Origin of the sequence: Streptomyces sulfonofaciens, assembly GCF_014656295.1 — a bacterium.
Taxonomy (GTDB): Bacteria; Actinomycetota; Actinomycetes; order Streptomycetales; family Streptomycetaceae; genus Streptomyces; species Streptomyces sulfonofaciens.
In genome coordinates, this window is sequence record NZ_BNCD01000005.1 from 107,317 (window position 1) to 124,319 (window position 17,003).

General features: G+C 75.4%; 12 protein-coding genes. All 12 read left to right on the forward strand.

The window, feature by feature from the left end:
* Positions 1-81: 81 nt before the first annotated feature.
* On the forward strand, positions 82-291 hold the full coding sequence (locus IE313_RS10705; RefSeq protein WP_189931029.1) for a putative leader peptide: 210 nt from the start codon (positions 82-84) through the stop codon (positions 289-291).
* Positions 292-511: 220 nt separating this feature from the next.
* Positions 512-1,708: an LLM class flavin-dependent oxidoreductase gene (locus IE313_RS10710; RefSeq protein ID WP_229924546.1), complete on the forward strand. Its 1,197-nt coding sequence runs from the start codon at positions 512-514 to the stop codon at positions 1,706-1,708.
* A gap of 20 nt (positions 1,709-1,728) precedes the next feature.
* Positions 1,729-3,138 (forward strand): NtaA/DmoA family FMN-dependent monooxygenase, encoded by a 1,410-nt coding sequence (locus tag IE313_RS10715; RefSeq protein WP_189930767.1) that lies wholly within the window; start codon positions 1,729-1,731, stop codon positions 3,136-3,138.
* Between the two features lie 119 nt (positions 3,139-3,257).
* Positions 3,258-4,385, forward strand: a complete 1,128-nt coding sequence (locus IE313_RS10720; RefSeq protein ID WP_189930768.1) for an LLM class flavin-dependent oxidoreductase — start codon at positions 3,258-3,260, stop codon at positions 4,383-4,385.
* A gap of 248 nt (positions 4,386-4,633) precedes the next feature.
* Positions 4,634-5,623, forward strand: a complete 990-nt coding sequence (locus IE313_RS10725; protein WP_189930968.1) for a LysR family transcriptional regulator — start codon at positions 4,634-4,636, stop codon at positions 5,621-5,623.
* Positions 5,624-5,905: 282 nt separating this feature from the next.
* Positions 5,906-7,282 carry an MFS transporter gene (locus IE313_RS10730; RefSeq protein ID WP_189930769.1) on the forward strand — a complete coding sequence of 459 codons (1,377 nt, stop codon included), beginning with the start codon at positions 5,906-5,908 and terminating at the stop codon, positions 7,280-7,282.
* A gap of 162 nt (positions 7,283-7,444) precedes the next feature.
* On the forward strand, positions 7,445-8,740 hold the full coding sequence (locus tag IE313_RS10735; protein WP_189930770.1) for a uroporphyrinogen-III synthase: 1,296 nt from the start codon (positions 7,445-7,447) through the stop codon (positions 8,738-8,740).
* A gap of 727 nt (positions 8,741-9,467) precedes the next feature.
* Positions 9,468-10,244: a CGNR zinc finger domain-containing protein gene (locus IE313_RS10740; protein ID WP_189930771.1), complete on the forward strand. Its 777-nt coding sequence runs from the start codon at positions 9,468-9,470 to the stop codon at positions 10,242-10,244.
* Between the two features lie 689 nt (positions 10,245-10,933).
* The gene (locus tag IE313_RS10745; RefSeq protein ID WP_229924524.1) at positions 10,934-11,422 is read left to right on the forward strand and encodes a sigma-70 family RNA polymerase sigma factor; all 489 of its coding nucleotides are present in this window, start codon (positions 10,934-10,936) and stop codon (positions 11,420-11,422) included.
* The gene (locus tag IE313_RS10750) at positions 11,419-12,315 is read left to right on the forward strand and encodes a zf-HC2 domain-containing protein (RefSeq protein WP_229924525.1); all 897 of its coding nucleotides are present in this window, start codon (positions 11,419-11,421) and stop codon (positions 12,313-12,315) included. Before IE313_RS10745 ends, IE313_RS10750 begins: the two co-directional genes overlap by 4 nt.
* A gap of 237 nt (positions 12,316-12,552) precedes the next feature.
* Positions 12,553-14,853, forward strand: coding sequence for a HelD family protein (locus IE313_RS10755; RefSeq protein ID WP_229924547.1), 2,301 nt, complete (start codon positions 12,553-12,555; stop codon positions 14,851-14,853).
* Positions 14,854-15,447: 594 nt separating this feature from the next.
* Positions 15,448-16,920, forward strand: a complete 1,473-nt coding sequence (locus IE313_RS10760; protein WP_189930774.1) for an NAD-dependent malic enzyme — start codon at positions 15,448-15,450, stop codon at positions 16,918-16,920.
* The last annotated feature ends 83 nt before the right edge of the window (positions 16,921-17,003 follow it).

The following is a 17,003-nucleotide window of genomic DNA, read 5'->3' on the forward strand; positions in this document are numbered from 1 at the left end:
GCACCCGGGCGGCCGCCCCGGCCGTGCGCGCCGCGGCCATCCGGAATAGGATGCGCGGCCCGGCAGTTATGCGTCGCGACGATGTGGGCCCGCGGCCCCGCGCGGCTGGACGAGGCCGGCGCGGTCCCCGTGCACGACGTGCACATCCTGGCGGAAGGGGCGGAGGTGTTGGACATGCGGTCGGCGTTCCGCCTGCCCGTCCCCGTGCTCTCCTCCCGCCACCCCGTGCACCTGTACACCCGGCCGCACATCGATCTCCAGCGCGTGGCCGGCGCGCTCTGTTGCTCCTGACCTGTTCCCCGCCCCCGGGCCCGCACCGCGCGGCCCGGTGTTCTCGTACGGTCGATCAGGAAGGCACCCTCTCGTGTCCGCGTCCTCATCCGTTCCGCCGTCCCCGTCCGCCGCCCCGTCCTCCGCTTCCTCCTCCGCCGCTTCCTCCGCCCCGTCCGCCGCTTCGGCCGCCGCGTCCGCCGCTTCGGCCGCCGAGTCCTCCGCCGCCCCCTCAGGTGCCCTGCACCTGGCCGTCGCGCTCGACGGCGCGGGCTGGCATCCGGCCGCCTGGCGCGAACCGGTGTCCCGGCCCCGGGACCTGTTCACCGCCGGGTACTGGGTCGAACTCGTCGCCGAGGCCGAGCGCGGCCTGCTCGACTTCGTGACCTTCGAGGACGGCCTCGGCCTCCAGTCCTCCCGCCAGGACGAACCGGACGACCGCACCGACCAGGTGCGCGGCCGTCTGGACGCGGTCCTCGTCGCCGCCCGCGTGGCACCGCTGACCTCGCACATTGGACTCGTGCCGAGCGTGGTGGCCACCCACACGGAGCCGTTCCACATATCCAAGGCGATCGCCACCCTCGACTACGTCAGCGCCGGCCGCGCGGGTCTGCGCGTACAGGTGACGCGCGCGCCCCACGAGGCCGCCCACTTCGGGCGCCGCACCTTCGCGCACGCCCGCCGGGAGGACCGCGACACCCCGGCGGGCAGGGAGCTGACCGCCGAGCTGTTCGACGGGGCCGCCGACCACATCGAGGTGGTCCGCAGGCTCTGGGACAGTTGGGAGGACGACGCGGAGATCAGGGACGTCGCCACCGGCCGCTTCGTCGACCGCGACAAGTTGCACTACATCGACTTCGAAGGCCGCTTCTTCAGCGTCAAGGGCCCCTCCATCACCCCGCGGCCGCCGCAGGGCCAGCCGCTCGTCACCGCACTCGCGCACGGGAGCGTGCCGTACCGGCTGCTCGGGCGCTCGACGGACCTCGGGTTTCTCACCCCACGCGACGCCGGCCACGCCCGCGCCATCGTCGAGGAGGTGCGCCACGAGCAGGCCGCGGCGGGCCGGGCCGGTGAGCCGCTGCACCTCTTCGGCGACCTGGTGGTGTTCCTGGACGACGCCCCGGCCGCCGCCGAGGCCCGCCGGGCAAGGCTCGACGAGCTCGCCGGTGCCCCGTGCACGAGCGACGCCCGGGTGTTCACCGGCACCCCCGCGGGGCTCGCCGACCTCCTCCAGGAGCTTGCCGGGGCCGGCCTCAGCGGCTTCCGGCTGCGGCCTGCCGTCGTCGGTCACGACCTGCCGGCCATCACCAGGGGCCTGGTCCCCGAGCTCCAGCGCAGGGGCGCCTTCCGGACGGCCTACGGGGCCGGCACCCTGCGCGGCCTGCTCGGCCTCGACCGCCCCGCCAACCGCTACTCCACCGACGCCGCCGCCGTCTGAGCCGGAGGGACCCACCGACCATGAGCCAGCACACCGAGCACAGCGAGCGCACGGGCAAGCCGGTCAAGCAGCTCCACCTCGCGGCGCACTTCCCCGGCGTCAACAACACCACCGTCTGGAGCGACCCGGCGGCCGGCAGCCACATCGAGTTCAGCTCCTTCGCACACTTCGCGCGCACCGCGGAACGCGCCAAGTTCGACTTCCTGTTCCTCGCCGAGGGCCTCAGGCTGCGCGAGCAGGGCGGCAGGATCTACGACCTGGACGTCGTCGGCCGGCCCGACACCTTCACCGTCCTGACCGCCCTCGCCGCCGTCACCGACCGGCTCGGTCTGACCGGCACCATCAACTCCACCTTCAACGAGCCCTACGAGGTGGCCCGCCAGTTCGCCAGCCTCGACCACCTCTCCGGCGGCCGTGCCGCCTGGAACGTCGTCACCTCCTGGGACGCGTTCACCGGTGAGAACTTCCGCCGCGGCGGCTTCCTGCCGCAGCAGGAGCGCTACTCGCGTGCCAAGGAGTTCCTCGCGACCGCCACCGAGCTCTTCGACTCCTGGCGCGGCGACGAGATCGTCGCCGACCAGGCGGGCGGCACCTTCCTGCGGGACGCCGGGGCCGGCGCGTTCGTGCACAGCGGGCAGCACTTCGACATCGAGGGGCGGTTCAACGTGCCGCGCAGCCCGCAGGGCCGCCCCGTCGTCTTCCAGGCCGGCGACTCCGACGAGGGGCGCGAGTTCGCCGCGTCGAGCGCCGACGCGATCTTCAGCAGGTACAGCACCCTCAAGGAGGGCCAGGCGTTCTACCGGGACGTCAAGGGCAGGCTGGCCAGGTACGGCCGCAGCCACGACCAACTGCTGATCCTGCCCGCGGCGACCTTCGTCCTCGGCGACACCGACGAGGAGGCCGGGGAGCTCGCCCGCGAGGTGCGCCGCCGGCAGGTCAGCGGCGCCACCGCGATCAAACACCTGGAGTTCGTGTGGAACCGCGACCTGTCCGCGTACGACCCGGACGGGCCGCTGCCGGACATCGACCCGGACCCCGGCGAGCACACCATCGCCCGCGGCCGGGCCCAGGTGCGGATGTACCGGGACCCGCTGGCGATCGCCCGGGAGTGGCGCGAGCTGGCGGCCGCGAACAAGTGGTCCATCCGCGACCTCGTCATCGAGACCGGCAACCGCCAGGCGTTCGTGGGCTCCCCGGCCACCGTGGCCGCGACCATCGACGACTTCGTCCAGGCGGACGCCTCGGACGGCTTCATCCTCGTCCCGCACCTGACGCCGGGCGGTCTTGACGCCTTCGCGGACACCGTTGTGCCGCTGCTCCAGGAACGCGGGGTGTTCCGTACCGACTACGAGGGCACCACGCTGCGCGACCACCTGGGCCTGTCCGAGCCGCCCGCCCCGGGCGCCGGCAGCCGCCGGGCGGCCTCGTGAGGCGCCCGGCCCCGCCGGAGCCCCTCCCGCCCGGCACCGCCGCCCCCGCAACCGCCGCACCCGCCCCCGCGACCACCGCACCCGCCCCCGCGACCGCCGACCTCTGAGGAGCGCCGCCGATGCCCGACACCCCCCTCGGGGTCCTCGACCTCGTACCGATCACGTCCGGTTCCACCGCCGCCCAGGCCCTGCGCAACTCCATCGACCTCGCCCGGCAGGCCGAACGGCTCGGGTACGCCCGCTACTGGTTCGCCGAGCACCACCTCAACCCGGGCGTGGCCGGCACCTCGCCCGCCGTCGTGCTCGCCCTGACCGCGGCCGCGACCTCGACGATCCGGCTCGGCTCGGGCGCCGTCCTGATGGGGCACCGCACCGCGCTCTCCACCGTCGAGGAGTTCGGCCTGATCGACGCGCTGCACCCCGGACGGCTCGACCTGGGCCTCGGCCGCTCCGGCGGCCGCCCGCCGGCGGACCGCGCCGATCCGCCGCCCACCGCCACCCCGGCCGCCGGCGGCCGCGCCCCGGGCGGCCTGCGCATCCCGGACCGGTTCGACACCCGGCAGTTGCTCGGCTCGCCCCGGTTCGCCCTCCAGCGCACCCTGCTCCAGCAGCCGAAGGCCGAGGCGCAGGACTACGACGAGCTGATCGACGACGTCCTCGCACTGCTGGCCGGCACCTACCGCGCGCCCGACGGCACCGAGGCACACGTCGTGCCCGGCGAGGGCGCGGACCTCCAGGTGTGGATCCTGGGCAGCAGCGCCGGCCAGAGCGCCAACGCCGCGGGCCGCAACGGGCTGCGGTTCGCCGCGAACTACCACGTCAGCCCGGCCACCGTGCTGGAGGCGGTGGAGGGCTACCGGGCCGCGTTCAAGCCCTCGGCGGTGCTCGACGAGCCGTACGTCAGCGTCTCCGCGGACGTCGTCGTCGCCGAGGACGACGCCACCGCACGGGAACTGGCCGCCGGGTACGCCCCCTGGGTGCGCAGCATCCGCAGCGGCGAGGGCGCCATCGCCTTCCCCACCCCGCAGGAGGTCCGCGCCCACACCTGGACCGACCAGGACCGCGCGCTGGTCGCCGACCGTGTCCAGACCCAGTTCGTCGGCTCCCCGGCCCGCGTCGCCGACCAGCTCGCCCAGCTCCAGGAGGCCACCGCCGCCGACGAACTCCTCATCACCACCATCACCCACGACCACCCCGACCGGGTCCGCTCCTACGCGCTCCTCGCGCAGGAGTGGCGCCGCAGATAGCGCCCGGGCACCGGCCCGGTGGCCGCCGGCCACCGGGCCCGCGGGGGCGCGGAGGCACGGGCCCGCTGGGGTGCGGAGGTGCGGGGGTGCGGGGGCACGGTTCGTGAGCCCGTGGGTCCGTGGGCCGAAGGGCGAAGCCCCGCCCGCGGCGAGCGACCTGAAACACCTCCTCGCCCCGCCGCCCGCCCGCGTATCGTGGGGGCGTGCCCGCCCTCCCGCCGCGACGGGTCGCGCAGCGCGGCCCGGCCGTGGGCGAGGGCCGGTTCGCGGCCCGGCGCCACCCCGACACCCGTCTCCTGCGCGCCTTCGTCACCGTGGCCGAGGACCTGCACTTCACCAGGGCCGCGGCCCGGCTGTACGTCGCCCAGCAGGCGCTCAGCCGCGACATCCGGCGGCTGGAGCGCGAGTTGGGCGTCGAGCTGTTCGCGCGGACCACCCGGCAGGTCAGCCTGACGGCGGACGGCGAGCGCCTGGTGCCGTACGCCCGGCGGGTGCTCGACGCCCAGGACGAGCTGCTGGCCGCCTGCGTGCCGGGCGCGGGTCGCCCGGCGCTCGTCGACCTCAACAGCCCCGGGCTGCTGGGCGCCCGGATCCTCGCCAGGGCCCGCGAGCTCGCTCCGGAGTGCGAGCTGATGGCCCGTTACGAGAGCGGCCTCACCGGCGCCGCGGCCGGGCTGCTCGCAGGGAGCCTCGACGCCTCCTTCGGGCGGTTCGCGGGCCTGCCGGCGGCGGTCCGCGCACGGCTCGCCCAGCAGCCGGTGCGTTACGAGCGGATGGCGGTGGTGCTGCCCGGCGACCATCCGCTGGCGCACCTGCCCGAGGTGCCGCTCGGCGCCCTCGCGGGGGAGCGGGTGTACGCGGGGGCCGGCAACCCGGGCACCCGTGAGTGGACCGAGCTGGCGCAGCGGCTCTTCGAGGGGCGCGGCATCGTCCTCGCACCGCCCGCACCGCTCGCCGTGGGCGTCGACGAGTTCCGGCGGGTGATGGCGAAGAGCCGCACGCCCGTCCTGGCCGTACTGGACTTCCCGGCCATGCCTGGCACCGTCCTGCGCCCGCTCGTCGACCCCGTGCCCCTCTCGCCCCTCTCCCTCGTCTGGCGCAGGGGCGCGCGGCACCCCGGCATCGACGCACTGCGCGCCGCCGCCGCCGCGCTGGCCGCCGAGGAAGGCTGGCTCCGGCCGCCGCCCGGGGCCTGGCTCCCGGACGAGGACCGGCGGGTGATGACCGCGGGCGCGTGAGATGCGGGCGCGTGAGATGCGGCAGGGGTGCGGCCGCACGGCCCGCGCGCCCCGGCCCCGACCGTCCGCCCGGCCCGTGCCGGGGCGCGCGGGCGCGGGGGCGGCCGGGTGCGCCCCTCCCCGCACCGGGCGTGCCCTCACCGGGCGTGCCCCTCACCCGGCGCGGCCGCCCACCGTGAGAGCAACGTTCCGCGGTGGTCACGCCCTGGCACAGCCCCGAAATCCGCCGTCCCTACCGTCGGCCCTGTCCATCCGAGGGCGCCGAGACCGTGGAGGCGGGGCATGCGGAAGACACCGGCTCGTAGCCGTACCGGAGGCCGCTGGATCGAGGAGTGGGATCCGGAGGACGAGCGGTTCTGGAGGGAGGGGGGAGAGCGGATCGCGCGGCGGAACCTGTGGTTCTCCGTGCTCTGCGAGCACATCGGCTTCTCCGTGTGGACGCTCTGGTCCGTGCTGGTGCTGTTCATGGGGCCCGAGTACGGCATCGACCCGGCCGGGAAGTTCTTCCTGGCGTCGATGGCCACCCTGGTCGGTGCCGTCGTCCGGGTGCCGTACACCTTCGCCGTGGCGCGGTTCGGCGGCCGCAACTGGACGATCGTCTCCGCGTCCCTGCTGCTGGTGCCCACCGCCGCCGCCTTCGCGGTGATGCACCCCGGCACCTCCTACGGGACGTTCCTGCTGTGCGCGGTGCTCAGCGGGGTGGGCGGCGGGAACTTCGCCTCCTCCATGACCAACATCAACGCCTACTTCCCACTGCACAGGAAGGGCTGGGCGCTCGGCGTGAACGCGGGCGGCGGCAACCTGGGCGTCCCCGCGGTGCAGCTCGTGGGCCTCGCCGTGCTCGGCGCCGCGGGCGGGCCGCGGGTACTGATCGGGATCTACCTGCCCTGCATCCTCCTCGCCGTGTGCTGCGCCGTGCGGTTCATGGACAACCTCGCGACGGTGCGGGACGACACGGGGGCGGCGCGCGAGGCCGCCCGCGACCGGCACACCTGGATCATGGCGCTGCTGTACGTGGGCACCTTCGGGTCGTTCATCGGCTACAGCTTCGCCTTCGGCCTCGTTCTGCAGACGCAGTTCGGGCGCACCCCGCTGCAGGCCGCGTCCCTCACCTTCGTGGGGCCGCTGCTCGGCTCGCTGGTGCGGCCCGTGGGCGGGCGGCTGGCCGACCGGTACGGCGGTGCCCGGATCACGCTGTGGAACTTCGTCGCCATGGCCGCCGCCACCGCACTGGTCGCGCTCGCCTCGGTACGGGCGTCGCTCCCGCTGTTCACCGCCGCGTTCATCGCGCTCTTCGCGCTGTCCGGGCTCGGCAACGGCTCCACCTACAAGATGATCCCCGCCGTCTTCCGGGCCGAGGCGGCGGCCGCCGGGCTGACGGGTGAGGCCGCGGCGGCGTACGGGCGGCGGCTGTCCGGGGCGGCCATGGGGCTGATCGGCGCGGCCGGGGCGCTCGGCGGGCTCGGCATCAACCTCGCCCTGCGGCAGTCGTTCAAGGCCGGCGGCACGGGCACACCCGCGTTCCTGGCCTTCCTCGGCTGCTACGCGGTGTGTTACGCCATCACCCGGGCCGTATACGTGCGCCGGCCGGCCGCCCCCGCCGCCGCGCCCGGGGCCGGGGCCGGGCGGGACCGGCGGCTGGACCGCGCCGAGGTGTGAGCGGGCGCCGCGGGTGGCGGGCGCCGCGAGGCGGCGTAACACGCAGGACATCATGGTGATCCGGGGCTGTCACGGCCCCTTGGCAGGCTCGTTCGGCACAGCGGCACGGTGGCCACGGGACGGGCCGCAGCCGACGAGACCACGGGACGCGGGACGAGAGCCATGGAAGAGCGAGAACAGGGTGCGGAGCCGAGCGGACGGACGGCGGACCGGGCCGGGGCCCCGGCCGGGGAGGCTGCCGGGCCCGGCCGGGCGAACGCGGCCGACGGGTCCACCGGGCCAGGCCCGCGGGACGGGGCCGGCGGCGCGCCGGCCGACGGGCCCGCGGGGGCCGGTGCGCCGCTCGCCGGGTTCACCGTCGGGGTGACCGCGGCCCGCCGGGCGGAGGAGCTGGGGGCGCTGCTGCACCGCCGCGGCGCCGCCGTGCTGCACGCCCCCGCCCTGCGGATCGTGCCGCTCGCCGACGACAGCGAACTGCTCGCCGCCACCGAGGAGCTCATCGACCGCGGCGCGGACGTGGTCGTCGCCACCACCGCGATCGGCTTCCGCGGCTGGGTGGAGGCGGCGGACGGCTGGGGCCTCGGCGAGGCGCTGCTCGCCCGGCTGCGTGGGATGGAACTGCTGGCCCGCGGGCCCAAGGTCAAGGGTGCGGTCCGGGCCGCGGGCCTGACCGAGGAGTGGTCGCCGTCGTCCGAGTCGATGGCCGAGGTGCTCGACCGGCTCCTCGACCAGGGCGTCGAGGGCCGGCGGATCGCCGTCCAACTGCACGGTGAGCCGCTGCCCGGCTTCGTCGAGTCGCTGCGGGCCGGGGGAGCGGAGGTCATCGGCGTGCCGGTGTACCGGTGGATGCCGCCCGCCGACCTCGGACCCGTCGACCGGCTGCTGGACGCGGCGGTGGCCCGCGGTGTCGACGCGCTGACCTTCACCAGCGCGCCCGCCGCCGCGTCGCTGCTGCGCAGGGCGGAGGAGCGCGGCATGCTGCCGGCCCTGCTGGCCGCGCTGGGCCACGACGTGCTGGTCGCCTGCGTCGGACCGGTCACCGCGACACCGCTCCAGGCCCACGGTGTGGACACCGTGCAGCCGGACCGCTTCCGGCTCGGCCCGCTCGTCCAGTTGCTCTGCCAGGAGCTTCCCGGCCGCGCGAGGAGCCTGCCGGTGGCCGGGCACCGCGTGCAGCTCCGGGGCCACGCGGTCGTCGTCGACGGTGTCCTGCGGCCCGTGCCGCCCGCCGGGATGTCCCTGCTGCGCGCGCTCGCCCGCCGTCCCGGCTGGGTGGTCTCCCGCGCCGACCTGCTGCGTGCGCTGCCCGGCACGGGCCGCGACGAACACGCGGTGGAGACCGCCATGGCCCGACTGCGCACCGCCCTCGGCACACCGAGACTCATCCAGACGGTGGTCAAGCGCGGCTACCGGCTGGCGCTCGACCCGGCCACCGACGCGAAGTACGCGGACGGCTGAGCCACCCGCGCCCGCTGGTTCCGCGGGCCCACCGCCGCTGATTCCGCGGGCCCTCCCACCGCTGTTCGGCCGGCCGCCCGCCGCCGGTCGGCGCTCCACCGGCTCCCGGCGGCCGGTCACGATCCGCCGGGAGGGCTCCGCGGGCGCTGCGGCCAGCCGCGGGTGGGCAGTGGCCGCTCGCCCGGTTCCCCGTGCCGGTGCGGGACGGGCCCGCGGTGGCGGGTGCCACCGTCGGCGGGTGCCACCGTCGGCGGGTGCCGCCGTCGGCGGGTGCCGCCGGGGGCGGAACGCGACCGCGGGGCCGGGGTCTGCCGCAGGCGTGTCGTGGCCGCCGGGTGGGTGCGGTCGGGCGGAACGTGGCTGCGGGGTCGGGGCATGTCACGGGCGCGCCGTGACGCCGGGTGGGTGCGGTCGGGGCGCGACGCGGCCGCGGGGTCGGGGTTTGCCGCAGGTGCGTCTTGGCCGTCGGGTCGGGTCAAGGCCGGCGCGACGCGGCCGTGGGGCCGGGGCCTCGCGCAGGCGTGCCGTGTGGCCGTCGGCGCTGCTCTCCGCGTGCCCGGCGGCGTGCGGCCCGGGGCGGGGGCGGGCCGTGCCGAGGCGGCCCGGGGGACGCCCGCGGGTGTCGACACGGCGGTACCCGCGGGCCGCCGGGGTTCCGGCCGGGCGTTCGGGCGGGCACTGTAGGAGGAGGCCACACACCCGGACCCCCCAAGGCGGTGACAGGCTCATGGCAGCGGGCGCCCTCGGCACGGCCTCGGCGACCTCCGGGCTCCGGTTCGACTCCGGGCGGATCAGCCTCGATCTGCTGGCGACCGCACATCCCGACGAACGCCTCGACTCCGTGGCCCGGCTGCGGATCTGGTGCGCCGTCGAGGGCCTGGTACCAGCGGATCCTGCTGCCACGGCCCCCGGCACCGGCGTCCCGGCCCCGGTGCCGGCCGCCCGGCTGCCGTGTGCCCCCGCTCCGGACCCGCGGGCACCGGCCCCCGACCCGCAGACGGCGGCTCCCGACCCGCGGGCGCCGTCCCCCGGCGCGCGGGCGCCGGCCAGGCCCGCCGCGGAGCCCTGCGCCACCGTGCTGCCCGCCGCCGACCCGCTCTGGCTGGCCGCCTTCCGGGAACTGCGCACCCACATCGGCGACCTGGTCCGTGGCGAGCTGGACGGACGGCCCGCGCCCGGCGCCCTGGAATACGTCAACATGCTGGCCCGCGAGGCGCCGCCCGCGCCCCGCGCGGTACGCGGCGGGGACGGCCGGCTGGTCCGGGCGCTGCACGCGGACCCGGGTTGCGCGGCACTGCTCGCCCTGCTCGCACGGGACACCGTGGACCTGCTGACCGATCCCGCAGCCCGGGACCGCCTGCGCCGGTGCGAGGGCGACAACTGCCCGCTGATCTACCTCGACACCTCCCGCGGCCGCCGACGCCGCTGGTGCTCCAGCGAGGTGTGCGGCAACCGCGAACGCGTCGCCCGGCACCGCCGCCGTGCCGCCGTGCCCCGCGCCTAGGCCCCGGGGCGGAGCTGCGCCCGGGGGCCGCGGCCGGGGGCAGCCGCGAGGACGGACCCCGGGACCGGACGCGACCCGCAGGACGTGCGGGCGGCGGCGAATCCGGTGGGCCTCCATCGTGGACCTTCGCCGCGGGCCTCCGCCGTGGACCTCCATCGTGGGCCACCACCGTGGGCCTCCACCGTGGACCTCCACCATGGGCCACCACCGTGGACCTCCACCATGGATCTCCACCATGGGACTCCGCCGTGGACCTCCACCATGGACTTCGGCCCTGAAGCTCCTGACACGAGGGCAATTCCGGCCGTGAATCCCTCATCAACCCGTACGAACCACCATGTATCACCGAATGAGGCCGATCGTGGCCGACCGGTGCCGAATGGTGGTGAACAGGTGCCTGCTCCGATGCGTATGGAGCGGTGAGATCCCAGGGCGGGAGGACACCGGAGGTTGGCGTGCGCAAAAATCTGGTCGTGGCCGATGAACGCCCGCAGACCCCACCGACCCCACCGACCCCGCCACCCGCGGCCGGTCCCTCCGGCCTGCCCGGGCCGGCGGGCCCGCCGGGGCCGCCCGGTCCCGCCGCAGGCCGGGACGCGGCCCGTGTGCCCGGCCCCGCCCGCCCGCCGGACCCGGGCGGGTGGCCGGGCGGTGTCCCGCGGCCGGCCGAGGGCCCGGACGAGGAGCTGATGCGCGCCCTGTACGAGGAGCACGCGGGCCCGCTGCTCGGGTACGTGCTCAGACTGGTCGCGGGTGACCGCCAGCGCGCCGAGGACGTCGTCCAGGAGACCCTGATCAGGGCCTGGAAGCACGCCGGCCACCTGCACCGGGCCACCGGCTCGGTGCGTCCCTGGCTGGTGACCGTCGCCCGGCGCATCGTCATCGACGGGCACCGCAGCCGCCAGGCGCGCCCCCAGGAGGTCGACCCGTCGCCGCTCGACGCGATGCCGGCGGCCGACGAGATCGACAGGGCCCTGTGGCTGATGACACTCTCGGACGCGCTCGGCGACCTCACCGCCGCGCACCGGGAGGTTCTCGTCGAGACGTATTTCAAGGGGCGTACCGTCAACGAGGCGGCCGAGGCGCTCGGCATCCCCGGCGGTACCGTCCGCTCGCGGGTGTTCTACGCGCTGCGTTCGCTGAAGCTTGCGCTGGAGGAGCGGGGGGTGACGTCATGACCGCACACGGACCTGGTGACCCGCGCGTCTCCCCGTTCATGGACGACGACGTGCACGAGACGGTCGGGGCCTACGCCCTCGGGCTGCTCGAGCCCGCGGAGGCCACCGCGTTCGAGGAGCACCTGGCGGGCTGCGAGCGGTGCGCCGAGCAGCTCGACGAACTGATCGGCATGGGCCCGGTGCTCGCGGCCCTCGCCGGACTGCCCGGCCCCGCCGACGAGTCCGGTGCCCCTGCTCCGGCCCCCGCCGCCCCGGCCCGCCCCACCACCCGGCAGGCACCTCCCGGCGCACCCCCGGTGCCCGCCTCCGGCGCCGTCCCCCTGCTCCCCGTCACCCCGGGCCCGCAGCTCGCCGACCGGCTGTTCGCGGACGTGGCGGCGCACCGTGCGCGGCGGCGCAGGCGCGCCGGGTTCCTGGTGGCCGCGGCGGCGGCGCTGATCGTCGCCGGTCCGGTTGCCGTGGCCGGCCTGGGCGGTGGCGGCGGCAGCGCGCAGCAGCCGCCCTCCGCCGGCGCGGCCGGCGCGTCAGACGCCGACCTGCGGCAGATGCCCGAGCGGGTGCACGCCACCGACGCCGCCACGAACGTCAGTGCCACCCTCGGCCTCGCGGACACGCCGTGGGGCACCGACACCGTGCTGGAGCTGCGCAACCTCAAGGGCCCGCTGACCTGCTCGCTGACCGCGGTCGGAACCGACGGCACCCGGCAGACAGTGACGTCCTGGTCCGTGCCGTCCTTCGGCTACGGCCTGCCGGGCAGCAGCTACCCGGCCGCCAAGCACCCGCTGTACGTGCGGGGCAGTGCCGCCCTCGACCTCGACGACATCGACCACTTCGAGGTGGCGACCCTGGACGGCAGGCACCTGGTGACCGTGGACGCGCCGGACGCCACCTGACGGCCGCGGCCCCGCCCGGGCGGGGCCGCGGCCGGTCCCGGGCGGGCGGGTGCGCACTCCGGCTCCCTTTCGCGTACGGTGGACGGCTGCCCAGCACGTCAGAAGGGGGTTTCGGTGGCCGCGCAGGAAGCCGTCGATCCATCCGTCGCATCACCCGCGGAGCCGGACGCCGCGCCCGCCCGCTCCCATGGCGGCCCGCCCGGTGCCGCCGAGCCGCGGGCCGGCGCGCCCGACTCGGTGCGCGAGGCCGAGATCGCCGTCGAGCAGCGGCACCTGGACCGCGTCTACCGACGCCTCGGCGAGAAGATCGACGAGGCGGAGTTCCTGATGCGGGACGCCGCCGCGCGCGGCCAGGTGGGGACTCCGGGCGCACTGGCCGAGCGGGACGCGCAGGTGTTCCGCGCCGGCGTCCACCTGAACCGGCTGAACAGCGAGTTCGAGGACTTCCTGTTCGGCAGGGTCGACCTGCTGCCCGGCAAGGACGGCAAGAAGGGCCCGGACGGCGCCTACACGGCCCTGGAGCCCGCGGACGGCGCGGTGCGCACCGAGGAGGGGCCCTCGGGCGCCCGCTCGTACGCGGACATCGCCGAGACCCTGCACATCGGCCGGATGGGCGTGCTCGACGCCGACTACACGCCGCTCGTCATCGACTGGCGCGCCCCGGCGGCCGCCCCCTTCTACCGCGCCACGCCGGTCGACCCCGGCCGGGTGGTGCGCCGCCGGGTGATCCGCTCCAAGGGCCGCCGGGTGCTCGGTGTGGAGGACGACCTGATGCGGCCCGAGCTGACCGCCTACGACCCGACGGGGCGCGAGCTGCCGGTGGTCGGCGACGGCGCCCTGATGGCCGCACTGGGCCGGGCCAGGGGCCACACCATGCACGACATCGTGGCCTCCATCCAGGCGGAGCAGGACCAGGTGATCCGCGCCCCCGCCGCCTCGGTCACGCAGGTGGAGGGCGGCCCCGGCACGGGGAAGACGGCGGTGGCGCTGCACCGGGCCGCCTACCTGCTCTACCAGGACCGGCGCCGCTACGCGGGCGGCATCCTCGTCGTCTCGCCGACGCCGCTGCTCGTCGCCTACACGGAGGGCGTGCTCCCCTCGCTCGGCGAGGAGGGGCAGGTGGCGATCCGGGCGGTCGGCTCGCTGCACGACGGCGCCGGTGTCGAGGCGACCCTCTACGACACCCCCGCGGTGGCCCGCGTCAAGGGCTCCAGCCGCATGCTGAAGGTGCTGCGCAAGGCGGCGCGGGGCGCGCTGGACCTGCATCCGGACGGCACCCCCACCCGGTTGCGGGTGGTCGCCTTCGGGCGCCGTCTGGAGCTGGAGGCCGCCGAGCTCGCCGGGATCCGCCGCACCGCCCTCGGCGGCACGGCGCCCGTGAACCTCCTGCGTCCGCGCGCCCGCCGCCTGCTCCTGGACGCCCTGTGGGCGAAGTCCGGCTCCGCCGGCCGGCACGACGACCCCGAACTCGCCGCCGAACTGCGGTCCTCCTTCGACGAGGACGTCAGCGCGGAGGACTCCTTCCTCGCCTTCCTGGACGCGTGGTGGCCCGAGCTCACCCCGCGCGGCGTGCTGGCCGCGATGGCCGACGAGAAGCGCCTGAGCCGCTTCTCGCGCCGGGTCCTGAACCAGGGGGAGGTGCGCAGGACGGCCCGCTCCCTGGCCCGCGACGGCCACTCCGTCCACGACGTGGCCCTGCTCGACGAGCTCCAGGCCATCCTCGGCACCCCGGCACGCCCCGCGCGCTCCCGCGACCTCGACCCGCTCGACCAGCTCAGCGGTCTTGAGGAGCTGATGCCGACCGGCTGGTCGAACGGTGAGAGCAGGCGCGAGCGCGCCGAGCGCCTCGCCCGGGAGCGCACCGAGTACGCCCACGTCATCGTCGACGAGGCGCAGGACGTCACGCCGATGCAGTGGCGCATGATCGGCCGGCGCGGCCGGCACGCCACGTGGACGATCGTGGGCGATCCGGCGCAGTCGTCCTGGTCCGACCCGGACGAGGCCGCCGAGGCCCGCGACGAGGCCCTCGGCAGCCGCCCGCGGCGCCGCTTCACGCTCACCGTCAACTACCGCAACCCCGCGGAGATCGCCGAGCTGGCGGCGAAGGTGCTCGCGCTCGCCATGCCGGGCACCCCGGCGCCGTCCGCGGTGCGTGCCACCGGTGTGCGGCCCCGCTTCGCGGTGGCCGCCGCCGGCGGGCGGGGCCTCGCCGCCACCGTGCGCGAGGAGGCCGCCCGGCTGCTGGGCGAGGTGGACGGCACCGTCGGCGTGGTGGCCGCGATGCACCGCAGGCAGGATGTGGCGCGCTGGCTGGCGGGCCTCGGCGACCGTGTGGTGGCCCTGGGCAGCCTGGAGGCCAAGGGGCTGGAGTACGACGCCACGGTGGTCGTCTCACCCGCCGAGATCGCCGACGAGGGCCCCGCGGGGCTGCGGGTGCTGTACGTGGCACTGACCCGTGCCACCCAGCAGCTCACCGTGGTGGCCACCGAGCGTGACGAGCCGGACGAGGACGGTGTTCCCGACCTGCTCAGGGACTGACGGCAGACGGTGCGGGGAGGTGCCCGGCGGTGGCGTTCCGGGTGCGTCCCGGCTGCGTCCCGGCGGGCGCCCCGGGGGCGGCACCCGGCCGGTGACACACTTTCGTACGCCGATTCGCCGAGGCGGAATTGCCGTACGGGGATCGTTTGTTACCTTGGATATGGCACCGGCTCGATCCAAGCCCCCGGGCCCAACCTTCGTCGCTTCGAGCGACCACTTGCCGCGAGGCGAGCATGGCGGGTCGGTGCCACCACACTGCACAAGGAGAGGCCCGCGCCACCCGGTGGCGCGGGCCTCTTCGTGTTCCGTTCGCCTCCTGGCGGGCCTTCCTGTTCCCCCTGCGCGGCACACCGGATACCTTGCGCTGCACACTGGATTTCGCCACGGAGTCTTCGTTCTCGTATGGTGGAATCCGTGTTCCGAAGTCCGGCAAACAGTACGGGAACACCATGTGTGCCATCCAGGGCCGGGTACCACATACCCGGCGGTAGGTGCGACTATCGGATGGCGCTCCTCGTGACGTCCGCACATCACGGGACACCCACATCACGGGCCGCGCGCACGCGACACAAGGGAAAGCAGAGGAAGTCGGCCATGGCAACGGCGCCCAGCGTCTCCTACTCGATGACGGTCAGGCTGGAGGTGCCCGCGAGTGGAACCGCGGTCTCCCAGCTCACCACGGCGGTGGAGTCCTCCGGCGGCTCGGTCACCGGCCTCGACGTGACGGCCTCGGGGCACGAGAAGCTGCGCATCGACGTCACCATCGCCGCCAGCTCCACCGCACACGCCGACGAGATCGTCGGCAAGCTGCGCACCATCGAGGGCGTCGTCCTGGGCAAGGTGTCCGACCGTACGTTCCTGATGCACCTCGGCGGCAAGATCGAGATGGCGTCCAAGCACCCCATCCGCAACCGCGACGACCTGTCCATGGTGTACACCCCCGGTGTGGCACGGGTCTGCATGGCCATCGCCGAGAACCCCGAGGACGCCCGCAGGCTCACCATCAAGCGCAACTCGGTCGCCGTCGTCACGGACGGCTCCGCGGTGCTCGGCCTCGGCAACATCGGCCCCAAGGCCGCGCTGCCGGTGATGGAGGGCAAGGCGGCCCTCTTCAAGCGCTTCGCGGGCATCGACGCCTGGCCGATCTGCCTGGACACCCAGGACACCGACGAGATCGTGTCCATCGTCAGGGCCATCGCCCCGGGCTTCGCCGGCATCAACCTGGAGGACATCTCGGCGCCCCGCTGCTTCGAGATCGAGGCACGGCTGCGCGAGGCCGTCGACATCCCGGTCTTCCACGACGACCAGCACGGCACGGCCATCGTGGTGCTCGCCGCGCTCACCAACGCCCTGCGCGTGGTCGGCAAGGCCATGGGCGACGTCCGGGTGGTGATGTCCGGCGCCGGCGCCGCGGGCACCGCGATCCTGAAGCTGCTGATGGCGGCGGGCGTCAAGCACGCCGTGGTCGCCGACATCCACGGTGTGGTGCACGCGGGCCGCGACGACCTCAACGGCGGCGCCGCCGACTACGAGCAGGCCTCCCAGCTTCGCTGGATCGCCGACAACACCAACCCGGAGGGCGTCACGGGCACCCTCAAGGAGGCGGTGCACGGCGCGGACGTGTTCATCGGCGTCTCGGCACCGAACGTGCTCAGCGGGGAGGACGTCGCGGCGATGGCGGACGGCGCGATCGTCTTCGCGCTCGCCAACCCCGACCCGGAGGTCGACCCGGCAATCGCGCGGCAGACCGCGGCAGTTGTGGCCACCGGCCGCTCCGACTTCCCCAACCAGATCAACAACGTCCTGGTCTTCCCCGGTGTGTTCCGGGGCCTGCTCGACGCCCAGTCGCGGACCGTCAACACGGAGATGATGCTCGCTGCGGCCACCGCGCTCGCCGACGTGGTCCGCGAGGACGAGCTGAACCCGAACTACATCATCCCCAGCGTGTTCAACGACAAGGTCGCGGGCGCCGTCGCGGGGGCCGTGAGCAGCGCGGCCAAGGCGGCCGGTATGACCGCCACGGCACCGTCGCCGGCCTCCTCGCCGGCCGCCGGCCCGGCACAGTGACTGATTTCACCCACGGCGCGTCGTGGAACACCTGACCGGAGCAGCCCCTTAGGGTGGCGGGGCAGCAATCGCCCACGCCTGAG

Excerpts from the sequence above, each read along its gene's own strand:
- IE313_RS10735 (WP_189930770.1), top strand. The coding sequence starts at position 7,445 with ATGGAAGAGCGAGAACAGGGTGCGGAGCCGAGCGGACGGACGGCGGAC.
- IE313_RS10720 (WP_189930768.1), top strand. The coding sequence starts at position 3,258 with ATGCCCGACACCCCCCTCGGGGTCCTCGACCTCGTACCGATCACGTCC.
- IE313_RS10715 (WP_189930767.1), top strand. The coding sequence starts at position 1,729 with ATGAGCCAGCACACCGAGCACAGCGAGCGCACGGGCAAGCCGGTCAAG.
- IE313_RS10705 (WP_189931029.1), top strand. The coding sequence starts at position 82 with ATGTGGGCCCGCGGCCCCGCGCGGCTGGACGAGGCCGGCGCGGTCCCC.
- IE313_RS10730 (WP_189930769.1), top strand. The coding sequence starts at position 5,906 with ATGCGGAAGACACCGGCTCGTAGCCGTACCGGAGGCCGCTGGATCGAG.
- IE313_RS10760 (WP_189930774.1), top strand. The coding sequence starts at position 15,448 with ATGGCAACGGCGCCCAGCGTCTCCTACTCGATGACGGTCAGGCTGGAG.
- IE313_RS10740 (WP_189930771.1), top strand. The coding sequence starts at position 9,468 with ATGGCAGCGGGCGCCCTCGGCACGGCCTCGGCGACCTCCGGGCTCCGG.
- IE313_RS10745 (WP_229924524.1), top strand. The coding sequence starts at position 10,934 with ATGCGCGCCCTGTACGAGGAGCACGCGGGCCCGCTGCTCGGGTACGTG.
- IE313_RS10750 (WP_229924525.1), top strand. The coding sequence starts at position 11,419 with ATGACCGCACACGGACCTGGTGACCCGCGCGTCTCCCCGTTCATGGAC.